The following is an 18835-nucleotide window of genomic DNA, read 5'->3' as shown; positions in this document are numbered from 1 at the left end:
GCATCTTTTTTTTTTTAATCATTTAGGAAGGAGAATGATACAAAATGAAATGGCAAGAGGCCAGAAAGCTTTTTCCGGATCAATTTCTGTTAGTTTCTATTCTTGACTATCATGAAGAGGACAATAAAAAAATTGTGGATGAAGTAGCACCAATTCGTCCAGTTTCAAGGAAGAATGCTAATAAAGAATTTTTTCGTGCTAAAGAAGGAACAATGGTCTACCATACCTCCAATAAAGAGTTTGTTATTCATTTGCGGAGAGATCCTTTGATGAAAGTGAGAAGAGGTTTGTGAAGTTAATCTATGACGGTAATCTTTTAACCATAACACTTATTGTTTCATATCGTGGCAATTTATTAAAGATTAAAGATGTAATTGTAGATACAGGTTCTTTCCATACAGTTATTAATCCTGATGTTTTAGAAGAAATCGGAGTGACGTATGAAAATGGAGATGTCATTTACGAAGCATATGGAATTGGTGGGACAGTGCCATTCTATACAAAAACCATGAACGAGATTATTATTGATAATTTTACTATCAGGAACTTTGAAATAGACATAGGTACACTTCCAAATGGCCATCACGCTTTACTAGGATTAGACATATTGAGAAAGTACCATTTTGTAATTGATTTGAAGAACTTAGAATTGACTCTTAATATGTAATCGAATCCTTTTGAAATACTGAATTTAAGACTTATATTGCATTACCACTGTTAATAAACCCTCTTTTATTTTTCTCCTGAAATACAAATTTTTCAGTTGTTTTCCTAAGCGTCTAGACTAAGTTATTCCAGTATCATATGGGAGTAAGAAGCATTGATTATTGAACTAAATGATTTCCTCTGCCTTCAAAATATTGGATTAACTTGAAAATTAATAAGCAGCAAATAACCCGTTTGCTCTTGCATACGGATTATTTGCTATGATTTAAAAGACGATTTAATTTTACTTCCTCACAACAGGAATCCACATTTCCCCATACACCTTGCCATCACGTTTTCCCATCTCAACCGATGTATTTGGTCCGCCGACATATGCAACATCCTGTGCTTCCGGCAGAGCCTCACCAAAAGCTTTACCAGTAAGTGTCTCATGCAAGGCTTTAGCAGTTTCCGCTTCTCCTTTAACAACAACATATTCCCCTTTCGGAAATTGAATCACTCTCGTTGCATCAGGTAAGGTTTCTTTCGTCATCACACCGGCATAATGCATCATTTTGTTATTTACCGCTTCATTGACGATAAAAACGTAATCATTATCGGCAACAGATTTTAACGTTTCAAGTGTTCCATCCTCATGGACTTTATTCCAGAAATCAGCCTTTTCTTTATTGATTCCCATATAGTCTGTATAATCACTCTTCAGTTCTGTTCCAAAACCTAACACAACAAAGCTGTCTTTTTCTTCTAATGTATAATTTGCCATATTCAAAACCTGCCTTTTTTAAATTTGTACCAAATGAGTTGTCTTTTCATTTGATAAGTTTATACTAACCTTAAATCATGTCAAAAAATGATACTGTTTAGGAGGATATCATGAAAAAAGTTGAGCGGATCAATACAATCATGCGCTATATCAACAATCGATCCCGTTTTACCATATCGGAAATTATGCAGGAATTTAATATCTCCCGTTCGACTGCTATTAGAGATATACGAGAAATTGAAGCTATGGGAATGCCGCTTACTACCGAAGTAGGACGCGACGGAGGTTACTTTGTGATGAATAACTCTGTCCTGCCGACGGTCCGCTTCACGGATAATGAGATTAAAGCTCTTTTTCTTGCTTTTATGGCTACCAGAAATCAGCAGCTTCCTTATTTAAAAAGCCGACAGTCCCTGGCTGAAAAGTTGCTCGGTCTTATCTCTGAAAACCAACAGGATGACCTGGTGGTTTTAAATCAAATTCTGCTGTTTGAAGGAACCAATCCCAATAATCCTGATCTGCTTGACCTGTCTGATCTTCCTCATCCTATGCTGGAACAGCTTATTCAAAACATCCTTCTGGACAGCTATTTATGGATTACTGTGCAGGAAGGAAAAGAATGCAAATCTTATCCGATTTATCTTCTGCACCTTTATCGTGAAAAAAGTCATTGGCTGATTGAGGGTTTCCACTTGGGAGAGAAAAAGACGCAAATTATTCCTGTGGATAGCGTTACTGATGTTCAGCCTTATCCTGTTAAAAATAGAATAAGCAGGAAAAAGATTTTGGAAAAGCAGCGTCAGCAGAAGAAAGATGTAAATCTTATGCTTGACTTGGGGCCGAAGGCGATTGCTCAGTTTAAGAAGTATCATCCATTAACTGTTTCCATTTCTTATACTAATCCTTACCAGACTAGTGCGCGTTTAAACACTTTTGTTGATGTGGGGAATGAGGAGGAGGTTAGCGAGATAGTTAGCTGGCTGCTTTTTCTTGGGGAGGATGTTGTGGTTAGGGAGATTCCGGGGGAGGTTTTGAAGGGAGTGCAAAAGAGGGGAAGATTATATTAGTTCTAAGCCATAAAGGTAAGAAATGATGAGAGTTGTTTTATGTACTAACATATTTACGTGTATTTAATTGAACGCTTTACTAATACATTTAGCACTATTCCTCTACTCATTTTGAATAATTAATATATCCTAAAAATTTATCTTGCATATCTAAATGAAAACGTTTATAATAAAAATACAAAATACCGTATATTGCTTATTGTTCGTGTATAAATTAAATTGAAAGTAGATTTGAAGAGTTATTAACCAATGTTTATTTTGGAAAAGATGTTGAAGTAATTTGATTATAGTCAGGAAAGGAGGTATTAAAAGTTAAACAAAATTAAGGGAAGATGTTCTATTATAGTAATTAGTTTAATTAAAATCAGTAGAGTAGTCTTATAAATTTTAACTTGTTCACATACTTTATTCTGAATTATTAATTTTATGAGGAGGAGAATTAGAATGAAAATTGCAATTGGAGGACAATTAAGTAAAGAAGAAATAAAGAAGGAAATTTTGAAATATAATGGCGATGGTATAGATGCGGATATTTTTACCGATATGGATGCAGCTATGAAAGTTAAATCAGGCCAATATGATTATTATTTTGGGGCGTGTCAAAGTGGAGCTGGAGGAGCCTTGGGAATGGCGTATGGGGTTTTAGGCAGAGAAAAATGTTTTACAGTCGCAATGGCTGGTCGACCACCTAAAGAGGAAAAAATAGAGGATGCAGTTTCAAAAGGTGGAAAAGCTTTTGGGTTCACAAATGATCAGTTGGAAGCATCAGTAGAAATGTTAATGAAATATTTGAACAGATGAATAAATCAATTAATTTAAAAAATTAAAAGTTGGAAATAGGAGGTAAAAAATGGAATCGGAACAAATAATAAAGTTTATAATCTTTGCTATAATGGGTGGCTATTCTACTTTTCTAGTTAATAAGACTATAGCTGTTTATCATGATGGATTAAGACCGATTATGCCAGAGTTTATAAATGGTAATATGTCAAGGAAGGAACTTGCTGGAATTTCATTTGCTATTAGTATTGGCTTTATAACAGGATTTGCTATGCCCATTACCTTAGCTACAGGAATAATTGTTATTCATATTATTTTATTAACTTCTGATATTGTTGGAACATCCATAGCAAATACAAAAATTGCAACAATAACAGGTTTTGTCTGTGGTGGCTTTATCCCTTTAACACTTGACTTTGTGGTCAAAGGTTTTGAATACTTACCAGTTAATTTCTTAGATGCTCTGGCGGCAGTAGGAGATCCAATTATTTTCTCTTTTGTTGCATTTCCAGCAGTTGCAGTAGCTTATCAGTTTGGAAAAAAGAAAGGCTTAATTACGTTTATTTTATCTGTCTTAGGAAGAGTAATTGTAGAAAGGGTAAATCCTATTTATATAGCTGATAATGAAGTCTCTTTGAGTCCCGAAGGAATTGCTATGCTTATTGGTATGTTTTGTCTTATTTTTTTTGCTGCTAAAGATAAAACCAGAGGAGAAGATACTGGTGAAGGTATGTTTGAAGAAAATGTTAAAAGGATTCGAAAAAACATATACTATTTAATACCTATGGGAGCAATTATTGCAGTTGCAGCAAACTATCAATGGTTAGCAGGAGAACCAATTGCTGGTGCTTTATTAGGAAAAGGTGAAATTATGTCAGCAGCACTTGTTGCTTTTATACAGGCAATTGCATTTATGCCATTAGTAATTACTACGGCTCTAGTAAGTGGTGTTTATAATCAAAACGGGTGGAATGATTGGATATTAGGATTAGGGTATATTTCTGCTAATCCGTTTATAGCAGTACTTTTAGGTGCAGGAGCTATGGCTTTTGAAGTGCTAAGTTTACGTAAAGTTGGTGGATTTTTAAATAAATTTCCTGCTTTAAAAATGTCTGGAGATAATATTAGAACAGCTATGGTACAAATTCTTGAAATTGCCCTATTAGTGGGAGGCATTAATGCTGGTAATTTGATTTGGGAAGGTACAGGATTGTTTATGGTTGTAGCTCTTTATATACTAAATGAAATTTCTGGTAAACCAGTGATGAGACTAGCTGCTGGTCCTATTGCAGCCATAGTCGTTGGGGTTGTAGCTAACATACTGGCATTAACTGGATTATTTATACAATAAATAATCATTTGTTTAATAGAATATTAGCTGTTCTAATTGTTATTTTGCAAAAAAATTAACTGAATTAGTGTAGGTAAATAGTTTATAAAATCTTTTATTAATATATCATAAGATAAAGTAGTTTCGCTAAAATCTCTACAGGTTTTTATTGCAAATAATCTTGAAAACGCTTATAATTATTTACAAAATACGGTATATTGTTAAAAGAGGGATGTATGTGTGGGAAAGACTTTATTCAAAAAATGGATTAGCAGCCAAAAAAATTGCAGAGTTATTGAATAAAATAGAAGTTGGGGCAAAAGTGCCACGTGTTGCAGATTATAGTGAAAGATTAAATATTGGAAGAGGTACCGTTCAACAAGCTATAAGGTTATTGGAAGAAATGAAAGCTATTAAAATAGAAGCTAGAGGTCATTTAGGCACCTTCTTAGTTTGGAAAGATAATGATGTCTTATTAGAAATTGCAGGAATTGCCCCTTTAATTGGATCAATGCCATTGCCTTATTCCAGAAAGTATGAAGGATTGGCAAGCGGGATGGTTGAAGCCTTTGAATCAGCAGGAAAACGTACTAATTTAATTTATATGCGTGGGGCAACAAATAGAATTGAATCCTTAAGAACAAAAAGATGCGACTATGCTGTTGTATCCAGAATGACTGCAAATCTTACTTTATCTGACTATCCTAATTTGAAAATATTGAGAAGCTTTGGAGAGAATACATATGTCTCTTCCCATAAAGTTTTTTTATCAGATAGAGAAAAAAATGAAATTCAAGATGGTATGAAGGTTGGTGTGGATAAGGAATCATTAGATCAATACCAACTAACACAAATGGAGTTTGAAAATAAAAATGTTGAATTTGTAGATGTTAATTACATGCAATTATTTGATAAATTGTCGAATAAAGAAATAGATGCAACGATTTGGAATGCTGATGATAAGAGAATGACTAGAAACTTTAAATCCGTTTCCTTTCAATCTGTGAAGGCGCAGAAGTTGGCCAGGGATACATCAAAGGCAGTCATTATTATTGAAAGTGACCGGGAGAAGGAAATGAATGAAAAATGGTACTCAGTAACTGAAGAGAAGATACTTCAGGTGCAACGGAGTGTAGAAAAAGGGGAGATGATACCCAGGTATTAACTCCCCTTTTTTATAAACAAAATACAATATACAGTATACTGAGGTGGATTGTTATGAATAAATTGGAGATGAATAAGAAATTAACGATTTTATTAAATGGTCAAATTATTACGAAGCAAGCTTATGATGTAACAAATCAAACGTATGATTTTCTAGCAGCAAAACTCAAAAAAGAACCAATTGAAAATTCAGAGATGTTTTGGGTACATCTATGTATAGCTTTAACCCGAATTAAAAAAGGGGAAGAACTAGAAGGTCCGTCTCGAGAAGTTGTAAATGATATATACCAAACCCCATATAAAGAAGAGATAAAAGAGGTTATTGAGTATATAAAACATCAGTTTCACTATGAATTACCAAAGGAAGAACAGGATTATTTCTATCTCCATTTACATGGAGTTATCGAGAATAATAGATAGGGGAAATAAGCATGACAAAAAGAGTGATTATTTTAATACTGGACAGTTTAGGTGTTGGCAATATGGATGATGTGAAAGAATATCATCCACAGGATATTGGCGCAAATACCTTTTATCATATTCTAGATAAAACATCTTTAAATATACCAAATCTTGAAAGACTGGGAATAAATAAAATTCTACATCATCCTAAATTAAAAAATGAAGAAAATCTGGCTAGCTACGGTGTATTGAATTTAATGCATCAGGGAGCTGATAGTTTTGAAGGCCATAATGAAATTATGGGTTCGAAGCCGAAGAAAGCATACCTTGCCCCTTTTATTGAGAATATGGAAGAAGTGAAAGCAGCGTTAGAAAATGAGGGATATAAAGTAACGATACCTAATCCAAAGATGCCATATCTGCTGGTGGATGATCTCGTTATAGTGGCAGATAATATCGAGACCGATTATGGACAAATATATAATGTGAGTGCTCCTTTAGATTATATTTCTTTCGAAGAAGTTTTGAAAATAGGAAATTGTGTCCGAAAAAATGTAAAAGTAAACAGAGTGATTGCACTTGGAGGGAAAAGTGTGACTCCAAAGCATTTACAAGCATCTGTAGAACGCCGGGCCGATGGATTAGTCGGCGTAAACTCTCCAAAATCAAATGTTTATAAACAAGGTTATGAAGTTCGTCATCTGGGATATGGAATATCTCCGGAGTATCAGCTGCCGACGATTGCTGTAAAAGAAGGGCTGGATGTATCCCTGGTAGGAAAAATGCAGGACGTTATTTATTGTGAAGGTGCTAAAAAATTTCCTGGAGTTGATACAAAACAAGTGATGGAAAATATCCTTCATGAGATGGATCATATGAAGTCTGGTTTGATTGCAGCAACAGTCCAAGAAACGGATCTTGCTGGTCATGCTCAAGATCCGGATAGGTATGCAAATCGTATTAAATTAGTAGATACGTATTTGACGGAAGTATTTCATAGAATGACAAAGAACGATTTATTAATTATGAGTGCTGATCATGGTAATGATCCTACAATTGGCCATAGTCAGCATACAAGAGAAAAAACGTATTTACTTGCTTTTCATAAAGGCTGGAATCCAATAAACATCGGAGAAAGGGATACGCTGTCAGATATAGGTGCCACGGCAGCTGCTTATTTAGAACTGCATCCGACAGAAAATGGAGAGTCGTTTCTTTTTGAATAAGTATTTGTGATTGGAGAGGGAAGTTTATGTTTCTGGAAATAACAAAAAAACGCAACTATAAATTAATAGATATTTCTTTAAAGCTGCATCAGCAGGGAATTATTGATCCAAATACGTATGTACTTGATTTGGATACGATTAAAGAAAATGCATCTATGTTAAATAAAGAAGCTGAAAGATTAGGTATGGAATTATTTTTTATGACAAAACAAATTGGAAGAAACCCAGCTGTAGCCAATACTATCGTAGAAGCAGGGATCAAAAAAGCAGTAGCGGTTGACCCATGGGAAGCCATCACATTGAGTAAGGCTGGTATTCAGATTGGACATGTTGGACATCTTGTTCAAATACCTAAGAATATGATTCGGACCATCTTAAAACTCAACCCAGATTATATTACTGTATTCAGCTACGAAAATGCAAAAAATATAAGTGATATTGCAAATGAAATGGGAAAATCACAGAAAATCTTTTTGCGTATTGCTGAGGAAAACGATTATATTTATTATGGCCAGGAGGGCGGATTTACCTTATCCGGGCTGGTTGAAGATATAAAAAAATTAGAAGCGTTAAAGGCTGTAGAAATATCCGGATTAACAAGTTTCCCTTGTCTGCTTATTAAAGAAAATAAACCATCTGTTACACCTAATGTTGCATCGATGCAAAAGGCAAATGAATTTTTAAAGGAAAAAGGCTATGAGCATTTGGAATTGAATATGCCTAGTGCTACTTCGACAGAAACGATGCGTTTATTAAAAGAGCATGGAGCCACTCAAGGAGAACCTGGTCATGCACTAACGGGCACCACGCCACTGCATACAGAAGATTTTCTGAAAGAAAGACCAGCGATGACATATGTGTCTGAAGTTTCTCATGTATCTAATAAGAAGGCGTACGTGTTCGGTGGTGGATTTTACCCAAGATCACATATGAAATTCGCTTTGGTAGGATCTAGTAGTACACAGTTGAAGAAAGTACCTGTTCTTCAAAATGAACTAGGGCATATTGATTATTACGGGACCCTCGATACGGATTGTGTTCATGTTGGAGATACAGCTATTTTTGCCTTCCGTACACAAGTTTTTGTGACACATGCAAAAATTGCTGTTATTCAGGGACTCTCCAGTTCACCAAAATTAATAGGTATCTATGATTCGGTAGGGAATTTACTGAGTGATGAACAAACGATAGATAATGAATAAAAATAAACCATCCTTTTGGAACTTTTTTGAAAATATATTAATTGAAATAGGGGAAAGGGGTACTTATCATGGCCTACGATGTATCACAGCTGAAATATGCAAACTCTGTGCTTCCCTCTTTAACTGTACAGGAAGCGCAGCAATTACAGTTCAAATTAGTAGAGAAGATAAGTGAACATTTTACTGGAACCCAGTTTTTAACAATGGGTGATTTAGGTTTGGCTGCTCAATATAAAAAGCCTGAGTATACCGAAAATGCAGAGCGTGTATTAGCTGCATTTTTTGGTGCCGAAAAAGCTGCACTGGTTCGTGGTGCGGGGACAGGTGCTATTCGTATCATTTTAAGTGAATTAATGAAAGCTGGGGAAACGATGATTATTCATAAAGCACCTGTCTATACAACGACAAAGGATACCATTCGTATGTTAGGTCTTAAAACGAAAGCAGTTGATTATAATGACAGAAAATCTGTTGAAGCATTGGTGATGGAGGATAAAGAAAGTAAAGTATTCTATATTCAGCATGCCAGACAACAGCCTTCTGATACATATGAATTGCGGCAAATAATTGAGATGGTGAAGCGTTTAAGGCCGGATTTACCGATTGTTGTGGATGATAATTACTGTGTCATGAAAACGAATGGAATAGGGGTTGAATACGGAGCTGATTTTTCTACTTTTTCTGGTTTTAAAATCCTGGGACCAGAAGGAATCGGTGTCATTGTGGGTAAAGAAAAACAGATTCAGCAATTGCAAGAAAAGAATTATTCTGGTGGCGGACAGGTGCAGGGATACGAGGCGTTAGAGTTATTACGTATGATGACATTTTCTCCCGTTTTATTGGCAACTCAAAATGAACAGGTAGAAAAACTCTGTAAATTACTGAATGAAGGAGCTATTAATGGGGTAGAAAATGCATATATAGCGAATGCCCAATCAAAGAATGTAATTGTTGAATTAAAAGAACCAATAGCTGAACAAGTGTTAAAGAGGAGTAATGAATTAGGAGCGGCTCCACATCCAGTAGGTGCTGAGTCGAAATATGAAATTTTACCCTTGATTTATCGTGTATCCGGAAGTTTTATAGAAGCTGAACCTCACTTAAGGCAATATGGATTGCGTATTAACCCTATGAAATCTGGTGCAAATATGATATTGAATATATTAGATAAGGCAATAAATTTATAAGATATTATTAGTGTTGATTCAAAGACTGGTGAAGAAAAATCTTATATTAATAAAGAAATTGTGCAGCAGAAACAATATGTGTTTCTGCTGCACAATAAATATAAATGTTCCGATTAATCAGGATAAGCCTCTTTTATAAGCTCTTTCATATCATTTACAAAAACCTCAAGCATTCGTTCTCCTTTTTCTTTACTGGCAATTGTTGCATCACCGAAAACACCGCTTTTGCTTAAATCCCCTAGTGAAATAGTGGACATCCCGTATAAATCTGGTTTTTCAGGAAATTCACGTACAGCCTTCTCCATATCTACAAGCTCCGGTTTTAGTGCCAGCATTAAAGAGGTTTCAAATTCACATGCGTGAATCATGCCGTACCAGGTAGGCGAGGCACAATATTCATTTCTTATTTTCTCCATATTTGGATAGAACAAATAGATAACAGTCATATCTAATTCATCCATAAGTTCCCTGGTAGCATACTTCATACTGGAATTGTTGGCATCATGTCCGTTCACAAGTATAAGAAGTTTTGTGCCATATCTTGCTACGCTGTGAGCAACATCCTTAATAATGCTTTCTACATGATGCTGTTGAATTGAAACGGTTCCCGGGATGTTTCTCCATACCCAGGAATAACCAAAAGGCATCGTGGGAAGGAGAAGCGCGCCTGTCTGCTCAGAAAGTTTTCTGGAGATTCCTTCCGCCAAATAAACGTCAACACCTAATGGTAAATGATGTCCGTGTTGTTCTGTAGCGCCGAGGGGGAGGATAGCGACAGGATATTCTTTTACTGCAGCGGCTACTTCATCCCGGGTCATATTTAAGATTTCTTTCGCTTGTCCCATAGCTACACCTCCTCAAGAAGTTTTATATATCCTTCTGCATTTGTCTTTATTTTTTCTTTGTCTTTTTTCGTTGCTCCTCTTGGAACAAGATCACTTCCAATTGCAAAGTAGGAGCACCCAGCATTTTTTAATGCTGCAATATTGTTATGCGTAACTCCTCCTACTGCCATAAAATTCATATTAGGAAATGGCCCTTTTACATTTTTGATAAAGCTGGTCCCCAAATCAGAAACTGGGAACAGTTTCACCGTTTCGATTCCAAGGCTGGCAGCTTGCATGATCTCCCCTGGTGAGAAAACACCAGGGAAAATAGGAATCTCTTTTGATAAAATATACTTCGCCAGCTCTTTATCCCAGCCAGGAGTAATTAAAAATGTTGCGCCGGCTTCTAATGCTTTATCTGCCTGCTGTTCAGAAATTACTGTCCCTGCTCCCAGGTTCAATTGGTTTCCATAGGCAGTTTTAATAGTACGAATACATTCCAGGCCTTGCTGTTCATTGCTTAATGAAACCTCGAGCGTATCGACCCCAGCTTCAAGCAGCCCTTCAGTAATTTCAAGTATATTCTCAGCTTCTACGCCACGTATAATCGCAATTAGTTGTGTCATTTTTACCGCTCCTTAAAAGTGTGCAAGCCAATTTGCTGGATTTTCGATAAATATCGTATCAATATCAGACTGGCTGATTCCTTCATCTAATAATCGGGGGATGAATTTTTTTAGAATATACTCAAATCCAGGTCCGCCGCCATATGCATGAAGATAGCATTGGCGTCCCATATCAGCAGAAATCAGTAATTTATGAGCGAAACCATTGTTAATCATATTTTTGATTAATTCCACACGAGTGCTGTCCGGATAGTATTTAATTTTACTTGTGCCGTCAAATTGTACATAAGCTCCTCGTTCTGCAAGCTTTAAATGGTAGTAAGGATCAGCGTTTCTATCGCTGTGCCCGACGCCTACCAAGTTTAAATCAACGCCTTCTTCTTCTAAAATATCTAATAATTCTAATCCCATCGTCCCTGCTTCAGTATGGAGCCAAACAGGTGCACCTGTTTCAAGCTGTGCACGTGCAACTGCTCTGGTCACTTTTTCTTCTAACGGATGAATAAGCTGATTCCAGGCGCCTGACTTTAAAAAGCCGGCTTTTGCTTCTGTACCATCCATCCCAATGGTTACATCTCTTATTAACTTCTGTTTAATTTCATCGATGGTCAACGCATCTACCCATTTTGGAAAGTAAATATGTTTATTGAACCCTGAAGTGGCAACGACATTTACCCCTGTTTCTTTAGACATTTGTACGAGTTTAGAAGCATCTCTGCCATAATCAAGTGTCGTAGCATCAACTAGTGCATTCCCGCCTGCTTTTTGAAATCTCCAAAGTTCACTTACGCTTGCTTCATAGTCTGTGAGTTCTAAATCACGGTCTTTTTGAGAAGCAGGGGGATTCGTCCATAAATGCTCGTGACTATATGTGAATCCCAAATCTTCTTTATTAATATCTCCTAAAACAGTCCTTATTTTTTTACTCATTACATTCACTCCTCTTTTCTTAGAATCCAATTCCAAATAATAAGCCAACCAGCTTAATTAAAATAACGACAATAATAGCATCTGGAGAGGCAAACCATAAGCCGCCGATACCATATTCACTTAACCCTATCAGCGGGTATGCCAAAGCTACCAATAGGGAAAAAGTGAATCCCAGGAAAAAGCCGCTAATAACAGCTCCGCGTAATCCGCCCCGGGCATTTCCGAATACTCCGGCAGCTCCACCCATGAAGAACAGCCCTATAACTGACGGGAGGACTGCCACTGGTAAAAAGCTGGACATAAAAGTTACAATTAAACCGCCGGCTAATGCTGTAAGGAATCCTATAGTAACTGCTACAGGGGCATAAGAATAAAAGATAGGGACGTCCAATGCAGGTTTTGCACCAGGAACGATTTTTTCACCAATTCCTTTAAATGCAGGGACAATTTCTCCAAGAAACATGCGAACACCCATTAACAGGATAAGAATCCCTACTACAAAGCCTAATGCCTCAAAAATAACAAACTGATACCGATTGACGCCTCCAGAAATTTCGTTCATAACCTGACTATCTACGAAACTGGCTGTAATCACATAGACCAGAACCATTATAATCCCCATTAAAATACTCATATCTTTTAAGAAGTCGAGGGATTTTGGTACCTTGACGTCTTCAGTAGATTGTTCTTTGTTTCCAAAGATTCCTCCAATCCAGCCGGATAAAGAAATCCAGGAGCTCCCCCAAAAACCAAAAGCAACATTATCGTTACCGATAACTTTCCGGACGGAAGATTGAGAGATAGCCGGGAAGAATACCATGGAAATACCCTGAACAATAGACCCCCAGATAATAGTCATCGTCGTAGACAGTCCCATTTGGCTGAATACAATAGCCATGGTTGCCGCAAAAGAAAACATCATATGACCAGTAAGGAATATATATTTGAACTTTGTGAAACGGGCAATCGCTACATTAATTAAGAAAGAAAAGATCAGTATGAATGCGGTTTCTTTTCCTAATACAGTTTGAACTGCTGCAGCAATTGCATTGTCTTCAGCAACAATACCTGTTAATCCAAAAGCTTCTGTAAACATTGTACTGAAGGGAACCAATGAACCGACAATTATGTTCGCTCCTTGTTGAAGTATCAGGAACCCAAATAATGTTTTCATTGTTCCCTTAATAACATCGGAGGCTGATTTTCGCAATGCAACCAAGCCTAGACCGGCAATGATAGCAATAATGATAGACGGGTTACTTAAAATGGAAACAAATACATCTAACATGATTTATCCCTCCTTGGATAGCCTCTCAATCAATGGAAGTACTTTTTCTTTTATTTCATCTTTATCAAGTAAGTTGTCTATAGCAACAACGGGAACTTCTTCACCTGTCAGACTGGCAGCGATTTCACTTGAAGCGACAATCAAGTCGCAACTTTTTCCTTTTGCACTGCCGAGGTCGGTTGCTTCTCCCTCAACTGTATAGCCATGATCCTTTGCCATTGACTGAATATCCATTAATAACATCAAGCTTGTCCCAAATCCCATACCGCACACACTTAAAATATACATATTGTTCACTCCTAAATTGTTATTATTTTTGATAATTCATCATAATCTTTCGCATGCATAATCTTATTAAATTTATCTTTATCTCCGAGAACCATCGCAATTTTTTGAAGCATTTCGATATGGCCATTATCGCCAATCCCTGAAATAGCACAGACCAGCTTGACCGGATCATTTTTCTCATGACCGAAAGAGATGGGTTGTTTTAAACGGATAAGTGAAAAACCGGATTGAAGTGCTCCGTTATCAGGCCGGGAATGAGGAATAGCGATACCTGGTGCGATAACAATATAGGGCCCGACTCTCTCATATCCTTCTATCATTGCCTCTGTATATTCCTGGGTGGCACATCCTGTTTCAACCAGTAATTCACCACTTAAGCGGATAGCGTCGACAGCATTCTCCAACTCCACATCCAATTCCACGGCTTTTTCTTTTAATAATGTCATCCAAACCATTCCTATCTGATTGTTTTATTTTTATTTCTTCCAGATACGTTTATATGATACTCGTACTTATCTGATCGGCTGACCATCTCAACCATTTCAAATGGAGCTCCATTAGGTAAAAAAGTAGTCCTGGTTATATGCATAACAGCATCTTCAGGTGATATACCAAGTCTGGATGCTTCTAAATCTGTTGCTAACCGGGCTTTAATTTGTTCTGTTGCATCCTCCAAAACAATATCGTAATTTTTTTCAAGCTCTTCGTATAATGATTCTCTTGTAAACCCATTTTCTAAAAAACCCGGGATATACTTTTCACGTAAATAGTTAAACATGAGTGCGAGCGGTTCCCCATCAGCCAAACGGATTCTTTCTACGCATATGATTTTTTCATTCGGCTGTAAATTAAGCTTTCTTTTCATTTTTAAAGAAGGGCTTACCTCATAAATGTGTTGCTTGACAGTATCCGGTTTTTTTCCTTTTAAGTGCATTTCCTCTGTCCAGCTTGTGATACTGCCGGCATCCTGTACAATCTTTGTAGACTTAACGAATGTTCCTTTTCCTTGAATTTTTTCGACATACCCTTCAGTCACCAGGCTATCGATTGCTTTGCGGATTGTTATTCTGCTGACGTCATGCTTTTTTTCCAATTCTCCTTCTGTTGGCAGTAGATCACCTTCTTTCATATGATGATTAATCTCTTTTAAAATAGTTTGTTTTACTTGTTTATATAAAGGTGTTGGCATATCTGCTCTCCTTTCTAAATTCATTATAATCTTTAGGGTGTTTTATATTATTGATTATGATGAATATAACATGAGGATGACCTTTTGTAAACGTTTTATATAAAATAAATATTTAAGATAGTAATTTTATTCAATTGAACAATTATTGGAAGATCAGATAAATCTTCTTGCTACGCTCAGTTCCATTTCATCAGCTAGTGAAGAAAGGAGATACAGCCTGGAAGTGTTTACTCTATATAATATAATCAAGAAAAATTAGTAGAGGTAATATTGTAATATTATGTTCGAAGAGATAGAAAACGCATCATACAAATTTTTGGCAGATACGAATCAATTAATGACAATGGAATATATTTCCTTGCTTTTACATGTGTTTTATAGGGCGAATAATGATAGATAGTTATTATTCTCATTCAGACGGGAGTTTCGGGTTGGAGCTTAGGATTTATGTTTACATCAATAATTTCGTGGTAAACAATTAGTATAAAGAAATTTCTTTTTAAAGCTATTAGGAGGTTGATGAACATGAGTGATGGATTTAAAGATAAAGTAAAAGGCGCAGGAGACAAAGTAAAAGGAGAAGCCAAAGAGGCATTTGGAAAAGTAACAGATAATAAGAAAAAACAGGCAGAAGGTAAAGCCGATAAAGCCAAAGGTGCAGCGAAAGATAAAAAAGGTGATGTCAAGGATGCGCTAAATGACTCTGATGAACAACGATAAATAAAAATAAGCTCTCACTTCGGGTTTGATACGCTCTCTTTATAGTGGGACAGGGAATCATAAAAAATTCTCTGTCTATTATAAAGGGAGCGTTTATTATGTCTAAAAGAACAACTAAGAGTATGCTGAAGAAGCAATATGGAAAAGGCGTGTCCTATTGCTTCTGAAAAATGCCTTAGAACTTCCGCCCATTTTTACAAAATTCCCTGTGGTTCATTTGGTCTTACTGTAATAATAAGTTCTTACTATAATAAAGATAACGGCACATACTAATTTTAAAAGGCAGATTGGAGGTGTCGAATAATGGATCAGCGCAGTATGGCGGTTTTAAATCAGTTATTGAAACAGAATGGATACATTACTATTCAGAAACTTGCAGCAATGTTAAATGTATCACGACGTACCATTTATAGTGATCTCGATAAGATCAATGATTGGTTGAGCGAAAATCATCTTGGTGCAGTGAAACAAGTGAGAGGGCAAGGCCTATATATAGAAAAAGAAGCGAAAAAGGAAATTCTGGCCAATTTTACTGCACCTGAAGTAATGTATTATGAATTCTCTGCTGAAGAAAGACAGGCATGGATTTATCTTCATCTGACTGGAGGAGATAAGGCATATTTTCTGGAGGATATTCGGGAGCTTTTTCAAGTGAGCAGAAATACCGCATTAGAGGATATAAGAAAATTAAAGGACAAACTAGTAACGTACCAACTGCACTTATATCCGCAACGCAAAGCCGGTTACACTTTAGAAGGAAATGAAAACGATATCAGGAGAGTGCTGATTCACTGTTTATCTATAGTTATACCAAAAGAAGGATGGTATAACTATCTAACCAATTTATTTAATACACCAATAAACACTGGAAATCAGGCGTATAAACCTTACTCTATATTCAATCTTTCGTGGATGCAGTTGTTAAATCAATTGTTAAATGAGTATGAAAAGCAATTTATGGTTGAACTTACGGATGAAGTGTTAACGAATATTGTTGTCTGGTTCCATTTCTTTTTGAAACGGATTGCAAAAGAAGAATCTGTTGAAGTGGATGTTGTTGAAAAAGAAGTTATCCAAGCAACGGATGAATATAGAGGAATAAGTGCGTTATGTCATAATTTATCAGCAGCCTTAAAGATAGAGATACCTTTAGATGAACGATTTTATTTTTCGAAATACCTCCTTGGTGCCAAAGTGAATTACAACTTTAGTCCACAGTTTAAAAGTGGGGAAATGAACACATTGCTTCAAGTAGTAAAAAAGATGATTCGTGATTTTCAATTGTATGCTGCGATTGAGTTTCGTGATTCTGAACAAATGATTCAAAATTTACTTCTGCATGTGAAGCCGGCTTTCTATCGCATGAAATATGGAATTGAGATTGAAAATACTTTGTGTGATTCGGTTAAACGAAATTATCCGGAAGTTTTCCATTTGACAAAAAAAGTTGTGCACCATTTCGAAAATGTAATTGGTCAGCCAATCAATGAAAATGAAATAGCTTTTCTTGCCATGCATTTTGGCGGCTGGCTTCGTAAGGAAGGAGTTCAGCTGGAGAAAACCCGGACAAGGATGCTTATCGTCTGTACGAATGGACTGGGAACATCGAGACTGCTGGAGAGTCAGCTTGAAGGATTGTTCTCTGATGTGGAGATGATTGGTGTTACCTCATTAAGAGAATATGAAAAAATGAATTTAGAAGCAGATTTTATCGTTTCAACTATTCCTCTTCCCAATCGTGGTATTCCAGTATTTGTCGTTGATCCGGTTTTGGACAACAAGGAAAAGGAGCAGCTATTAAAAAGAGTAAATAGTTTGTTCAATTGTTCACAGGGCAATCAGATTTATTCTGTTGAGACACTTATGGACATTGTAAGAAAATATGCGGTTATTGAGCATAATGAATTACTTTCTGAAGAGATTCGAAGTTATCTTTATTCGCCTTTTCATACCGGAAGTAAAACAGAAAAGCCCGATTTAATGGAACTGTTGCCTCCTGACAGAATGGTATTGAAAAAACAGGCTCAAGGATGGGAGGATGCGATTAAAATCGCTTCTGAGCCATTGCTGAAGCAAGGATATATTAAAGAAAACTATCTATATAAGATGATTGAAAATGTGCATCAATCAGGTCCTTATATTGTAATATCTGATCAATTTGCACTTCCTCATGCCAATCCGGATGACGGTGTGATTACAACAGGGATGAGTATGCTTCATCTGGAAGAACCAGTAGATATGTTAGGGAAACCGGCAGCAATTATCGTCATATTGGCTTCCAAAGATAACGAACAGCATTTAAAAGCCTTATCACAGTTAACAAAGCTGTTTTCCAATAAAGAGATAAAGAAAGAAATTATAGCAACCAGAGATAAACAGGCTATCGTGGATTGGATACAGCGCTATTCAACGGAAGCCAATCAGCAGTAAAGGGCAGGTGGTTAATAGATTATGAAGTTTTTAGAAGAAAGTATCGTAAAGTTTGGTGTGGAGGTTTCTAATGCTTATGAAGCGATTGAAGCTGCTGGTGACCTCTTAGCAGAGGATGAGCTTATAGAGGGATCATATATTGAAGCAATGAAAAATGCGTATAAAGAAAACGGACCATATTTTGTTTTGGCACCCCACATTGCTATTCCGCATGCAAGGCCGGAGGATGGGGTAAAGGAAGCATCTGTCTCCCTGGTGCAATTAAAGAATCCTATAGAATTTGGACATTCATCCAATGATCCGGTCCGTCTTGTATTTGGTTTAGGCGCATCATCCAGTGACGAGCATTTAACACTGCTCCGGAAGCTTACAATGCTTCTTAACGATCCTGTAAATATAGAAAAATTAACACATGCAACAACGTATGAAGAAATAAAAAATATAGTGGAAATGGAGCGATGAATGATGATAAAGGTATTAGCAGTTTGTGGATTAGGCCAGGGAACAAGTCTGATTTTAAAAATGAATGTAGAGCAGGCATTAGCAGATAGGGGAATCAGTGCTGACGTGGAACATACGGATGTTTCCTCCGCATCCAATATGGGAGCGGATTATATCATTACCGGCAATGAATTGGCAGAGAGTTTGACAGATCATCAGGCAAAAATTCTTATTGTTAATAACTATTTTGACATGGATGAAATCAATAAAGTAATAGATGAAAATCTGGTGAATTAAACAAATAGGAGG

22 protein-coding genes are annotated in these 18835 nt (G+C 36.5%); 14 read left to right on the top strand and 8 right to left on the bottom strand.

Going from position 1 to position 18835, the window contains the following annotated elements:
• The first annotated feature begins 44 nt into the window (after positions 1–44).
• On the top strand, positions 45–293 hold the full coding sequence (locus tag IEX29_RS02130) for a hypothetical protein (RefSeq protein ID WP_077601664.1): 249 nt from the start codon (positions 45–47) through the stop codon (positions 291–293).
• Positions 290–667, top strand: a complete 378-nt coding sequence (locus tag IEX29_RS02125) for a retropepsin-like aspartic protease (protein WP_077601665.1) — start codon at positions 290–292, stop codon at positions 665–667. Before IEX29_RS02130 ends, IEX29_RS02125 begins: the two co-directional genes overlap by 4 nt.
• A gap of 282 nt (positions 668–949) precedes the next feature.
• Here IEX29_RS02125 and IEX29_RS02120 read toward each other — a convergent pair whose 3' ends face one another.
• On the bottom strand, positions 950–1429 hold the full coding sequence (locus IEX29_RS02120; protein ID WP_077601666.1) for a GyrI-like domain-containing protein: 480 nt from the start codon (positions 1427–1429) through the stop codon (positions 950–952).
• A gap of 110 nt (positions 1430–1539) precedes the next feature.
• Between IEX29_RS02120 and IEX29_RS02115 the strand changes: the two genes are divergently transcribed.
• The 8 genes from IEX29_RS02115 to IEX29_RS02080 all read left to right on the top strand — a co-directional run bounded on the left by IEX29_RS02115 (position 1540) and on the right by IEX29_RS02080 (position 9787).
• Entirely contained in the window at positions 1540–2496 is a 957-nt protein-coding gene (locus IEX29_RS02115) for a helix-turn-helix transcriptional regulator (protein ID WP_077601667.1), read from the top strand.
• Positions 2497–2940: 444 nt separating this feature from the next.
• On the top strand, positions 2941–3297 hold the full coding sequence (locus tag IEX29_RS02110; RefSeq protein WP_077601668.1) for a DUF2620 domain-containing protein: 357 nt from the start codon (positions 2941–2943) through the stop codon (positions 3295–3297).
• A 49-nt stretch (positions 3298–3346) separates the two neighbouring features.
• Complete coding sequence (locus tag IEX29_RS02105; RefSeq protein WP_077601669.1) at positions 3347–4627, top strand: YhfT family protein; 1281 nt, start codon at positions 3347–3349, stop codon at positions 4625–4627.
• A gap of 217 nt (positions 4628–4844) precedes the next feature.
• Complete coding sequence (gene yhfZ / locus IEX29_RS02100; RefSeq protein WP_077601670.1) at positions 4845–5771, top strand: GntR family transcriptional regulator YhfZ; 927 nt, start codon at positions 4845–4847, stop codon at positions 5769–5771.
• A 53-nt stretch (positions 5772–5824) separates the two neighbouring features.
• A complete protein-coding gene (locus IEX29_RS02095) occupies positions 5825–6190 on the top strand; it encodes a PRD domain-containing protein (protein ID WP_077601671.1) in 366 nt (121 codons plus the stop codon).
• An 11-nt stretch (positions 6191–6201) separates the two neighbouring features.
• Positions 6202–7398, top strand: coding sequence for a phosphopentomutase (locus IEX29_RS02090; RefSeq protein ID WP_077601672.1), 1197 nt, complete (start codon positions 6202–6204; stop codon positions 7396–7398).
• Positions 7399–7424: 26 nt separating this feature from the next.
• Complete coding sequence (locus IEX29_RS02085) at positions 7425–8600, top strand: YhfX family PLP-dependent enzyme (RefSeq protein WP_077601673.1); 1176 nt, start codon at positions 7425–7427, stop codon at positions 8598–8600.
• 68 nt (positions 8601–8668) lie between these two features.
• Positions 8669–9787 (top strand): aminotransferase class V-fold PLP-dependent enzyme, encoded by a 1119-nt coding sequence (locus IEX29_RS02080; protein ID WP_077601674.1) that lies wholly within the window; start codon positions 8669–8671, stop codon positions 9785–9787.
• A gap of 113 nt (positions 9788–9900) precedes the next feature.
• On the opposite strand, the gene IEX29_RS02075 is transcribed toward IEX29_RS02080, so the two are convergent.
• Genes IEX29_RS02075 through IEX29_RS02045 form a run of 7 tightly spaced genes read right to left on the bottom strand, consistent with a single transcriptional unit; the run spans position 9901 to position 14935 of the window.
• Entirely contained in the window at positions 9901–10632 is a 732-nt protein-coding gene (locus IEX29_RS02075; protein ID WP_077601675.1) for a creatininase family protein, read from the bottom strand.
• Positions 10633–10634: 2 nt separating this feature from the next.
• On the bottom strand, positions 10635–11240 hold the full coding sequence (locus IEX29_RS02070; protein WP_077601676.1) for a bifunctional 4-hydroxy-2-oxoglutarate aldolase/2-dehydro-3-deoxy-phosphogluconate aldolase: 606 nt from the start codon (positions 11238–11240) through the stop codon (positions 10635–10637).
• Positions 11241–11252: 12 nt separating this feature from the next.
• Entirely contained in the window at positions 11253–12170 is a 918-nt protein-coding gene (locus IEX29_RS02065) for a phosphotriesterase family protein (RefSeq protein WP_077601677.1), read from the bottom strand.
• 19 nt (positions 12171–12189) lie between these two features.
• Positions 12190–13458: a PTS ascorbate transporter subunit IIC gene (gene ulaA, locus IEX29_RS02060; protein WP_077601678.1), complete on the bottom strand. Its 1269-nt coding sequence runs from the start codon at positions 13456–13458 to the stop codon at positions 12190–12192.
• Positions 13459–13461: 3 nt separating this feature from the next.
• Positions 13462–13746, bottom strand: a complete 285-nt coding sequence (locus IEX29_RS02055) for a PTS sugar transporter subunit IIB (protein ID WP_077601679.1) — start codon at positions 13744–13746, stop codon at positions 13462–13464.
• An 11-nt stretch (positions 13747–13757) separates the two neighbouring features.
• Positions 13758–14192, bottom strand: a complete 435-nt coding sequence (locus IEX29_RS02050) for a PTS sugar transporter subunit IIA (protein ID WP_077601680.1) — start codon at positions 14190–14192, stop codon at positions 13758–13760.
• A gap of 11 nt (positions 14193–14203) precedes the next feature.
• Positions 14204–14935: a GntR family transcriptional regulator gene (locus IEX29_RS02045; protein ID WP_229720050.1), complete on the bottom strand. Its 732-nt coding sequence runs from the start codon at positions 14933–14935 to the stop codon at positions 14204–14206.
• Between the two features lie 525 nt (positions 14936–15460).
• Between IEX29_RS02045 and IEX29_RS02040 the strand changes: the two genes are divergently transcribed.
• From IEX29_RS02040 to IEX29_RS02025, 4 genes are all read left to right on the top strand, one after another.
• Positions 15461–15655: a CsbD family protein gene (locus IEX29_RS02040; RefSeq protein WP_373290620.1), complete on the top strand. Its 195-nt coding sequence runs from the start codon at positions 15461–15463 to the stop codon at positions 15653–15655.
• A 303-nt stretch (positions 15656–15958) separates the two neighbouring features.
• A complete protein-coding gene (locus IEX29_RS02035) occupies positions 15959–18085 on the top strand; it encodes a BglG family transcription antiterminator (RefSeq protein WP_188732859.1) in 2127 nt (708 codons plus the stop codon).
• Between the two features lie 21 nt (positions 18086–18106).
• Positions 18107–18547, top strand: a complete 441-nt coding sequence (locus IEX29_RS02030; RefSeq protein WP_077601684.1) for a PTS sugar transporter subunit IIA — start codon at positions 18107–18109, stop codon at positions 18545–18547.
• Positions 18548–18553: 6 nt separating this feature from the next.
• Positions 18554–18823, top strand: a complete 270-nt coding sequence (locus IEX29_RS02025) for a PTS sugar transporter subunit IIB (protein WP_077602189.1) — start codon at positions 18554–18556, stop codon at positions 18821–18823.
• The last annotated feature ends 12 nt before the right edge of the window (positions 18824–18835 follow it).

It is taken from the genome of Oceanobacillus neutriphilus (assembly GCF_014645515.1).
In the GTDB taxonomy this organism is placed as follows: domain Bacteria; phylum Bacillota; class Bacilli; order Bacillales; family Amphibacillaceae; genus Oceanobacillus; species Oceanobacillus neutriphilus.
Note: the sequence above shows the minus strand (reverse complement) of the source record. Positions and strands in the feature narration are given on the sequence as shown.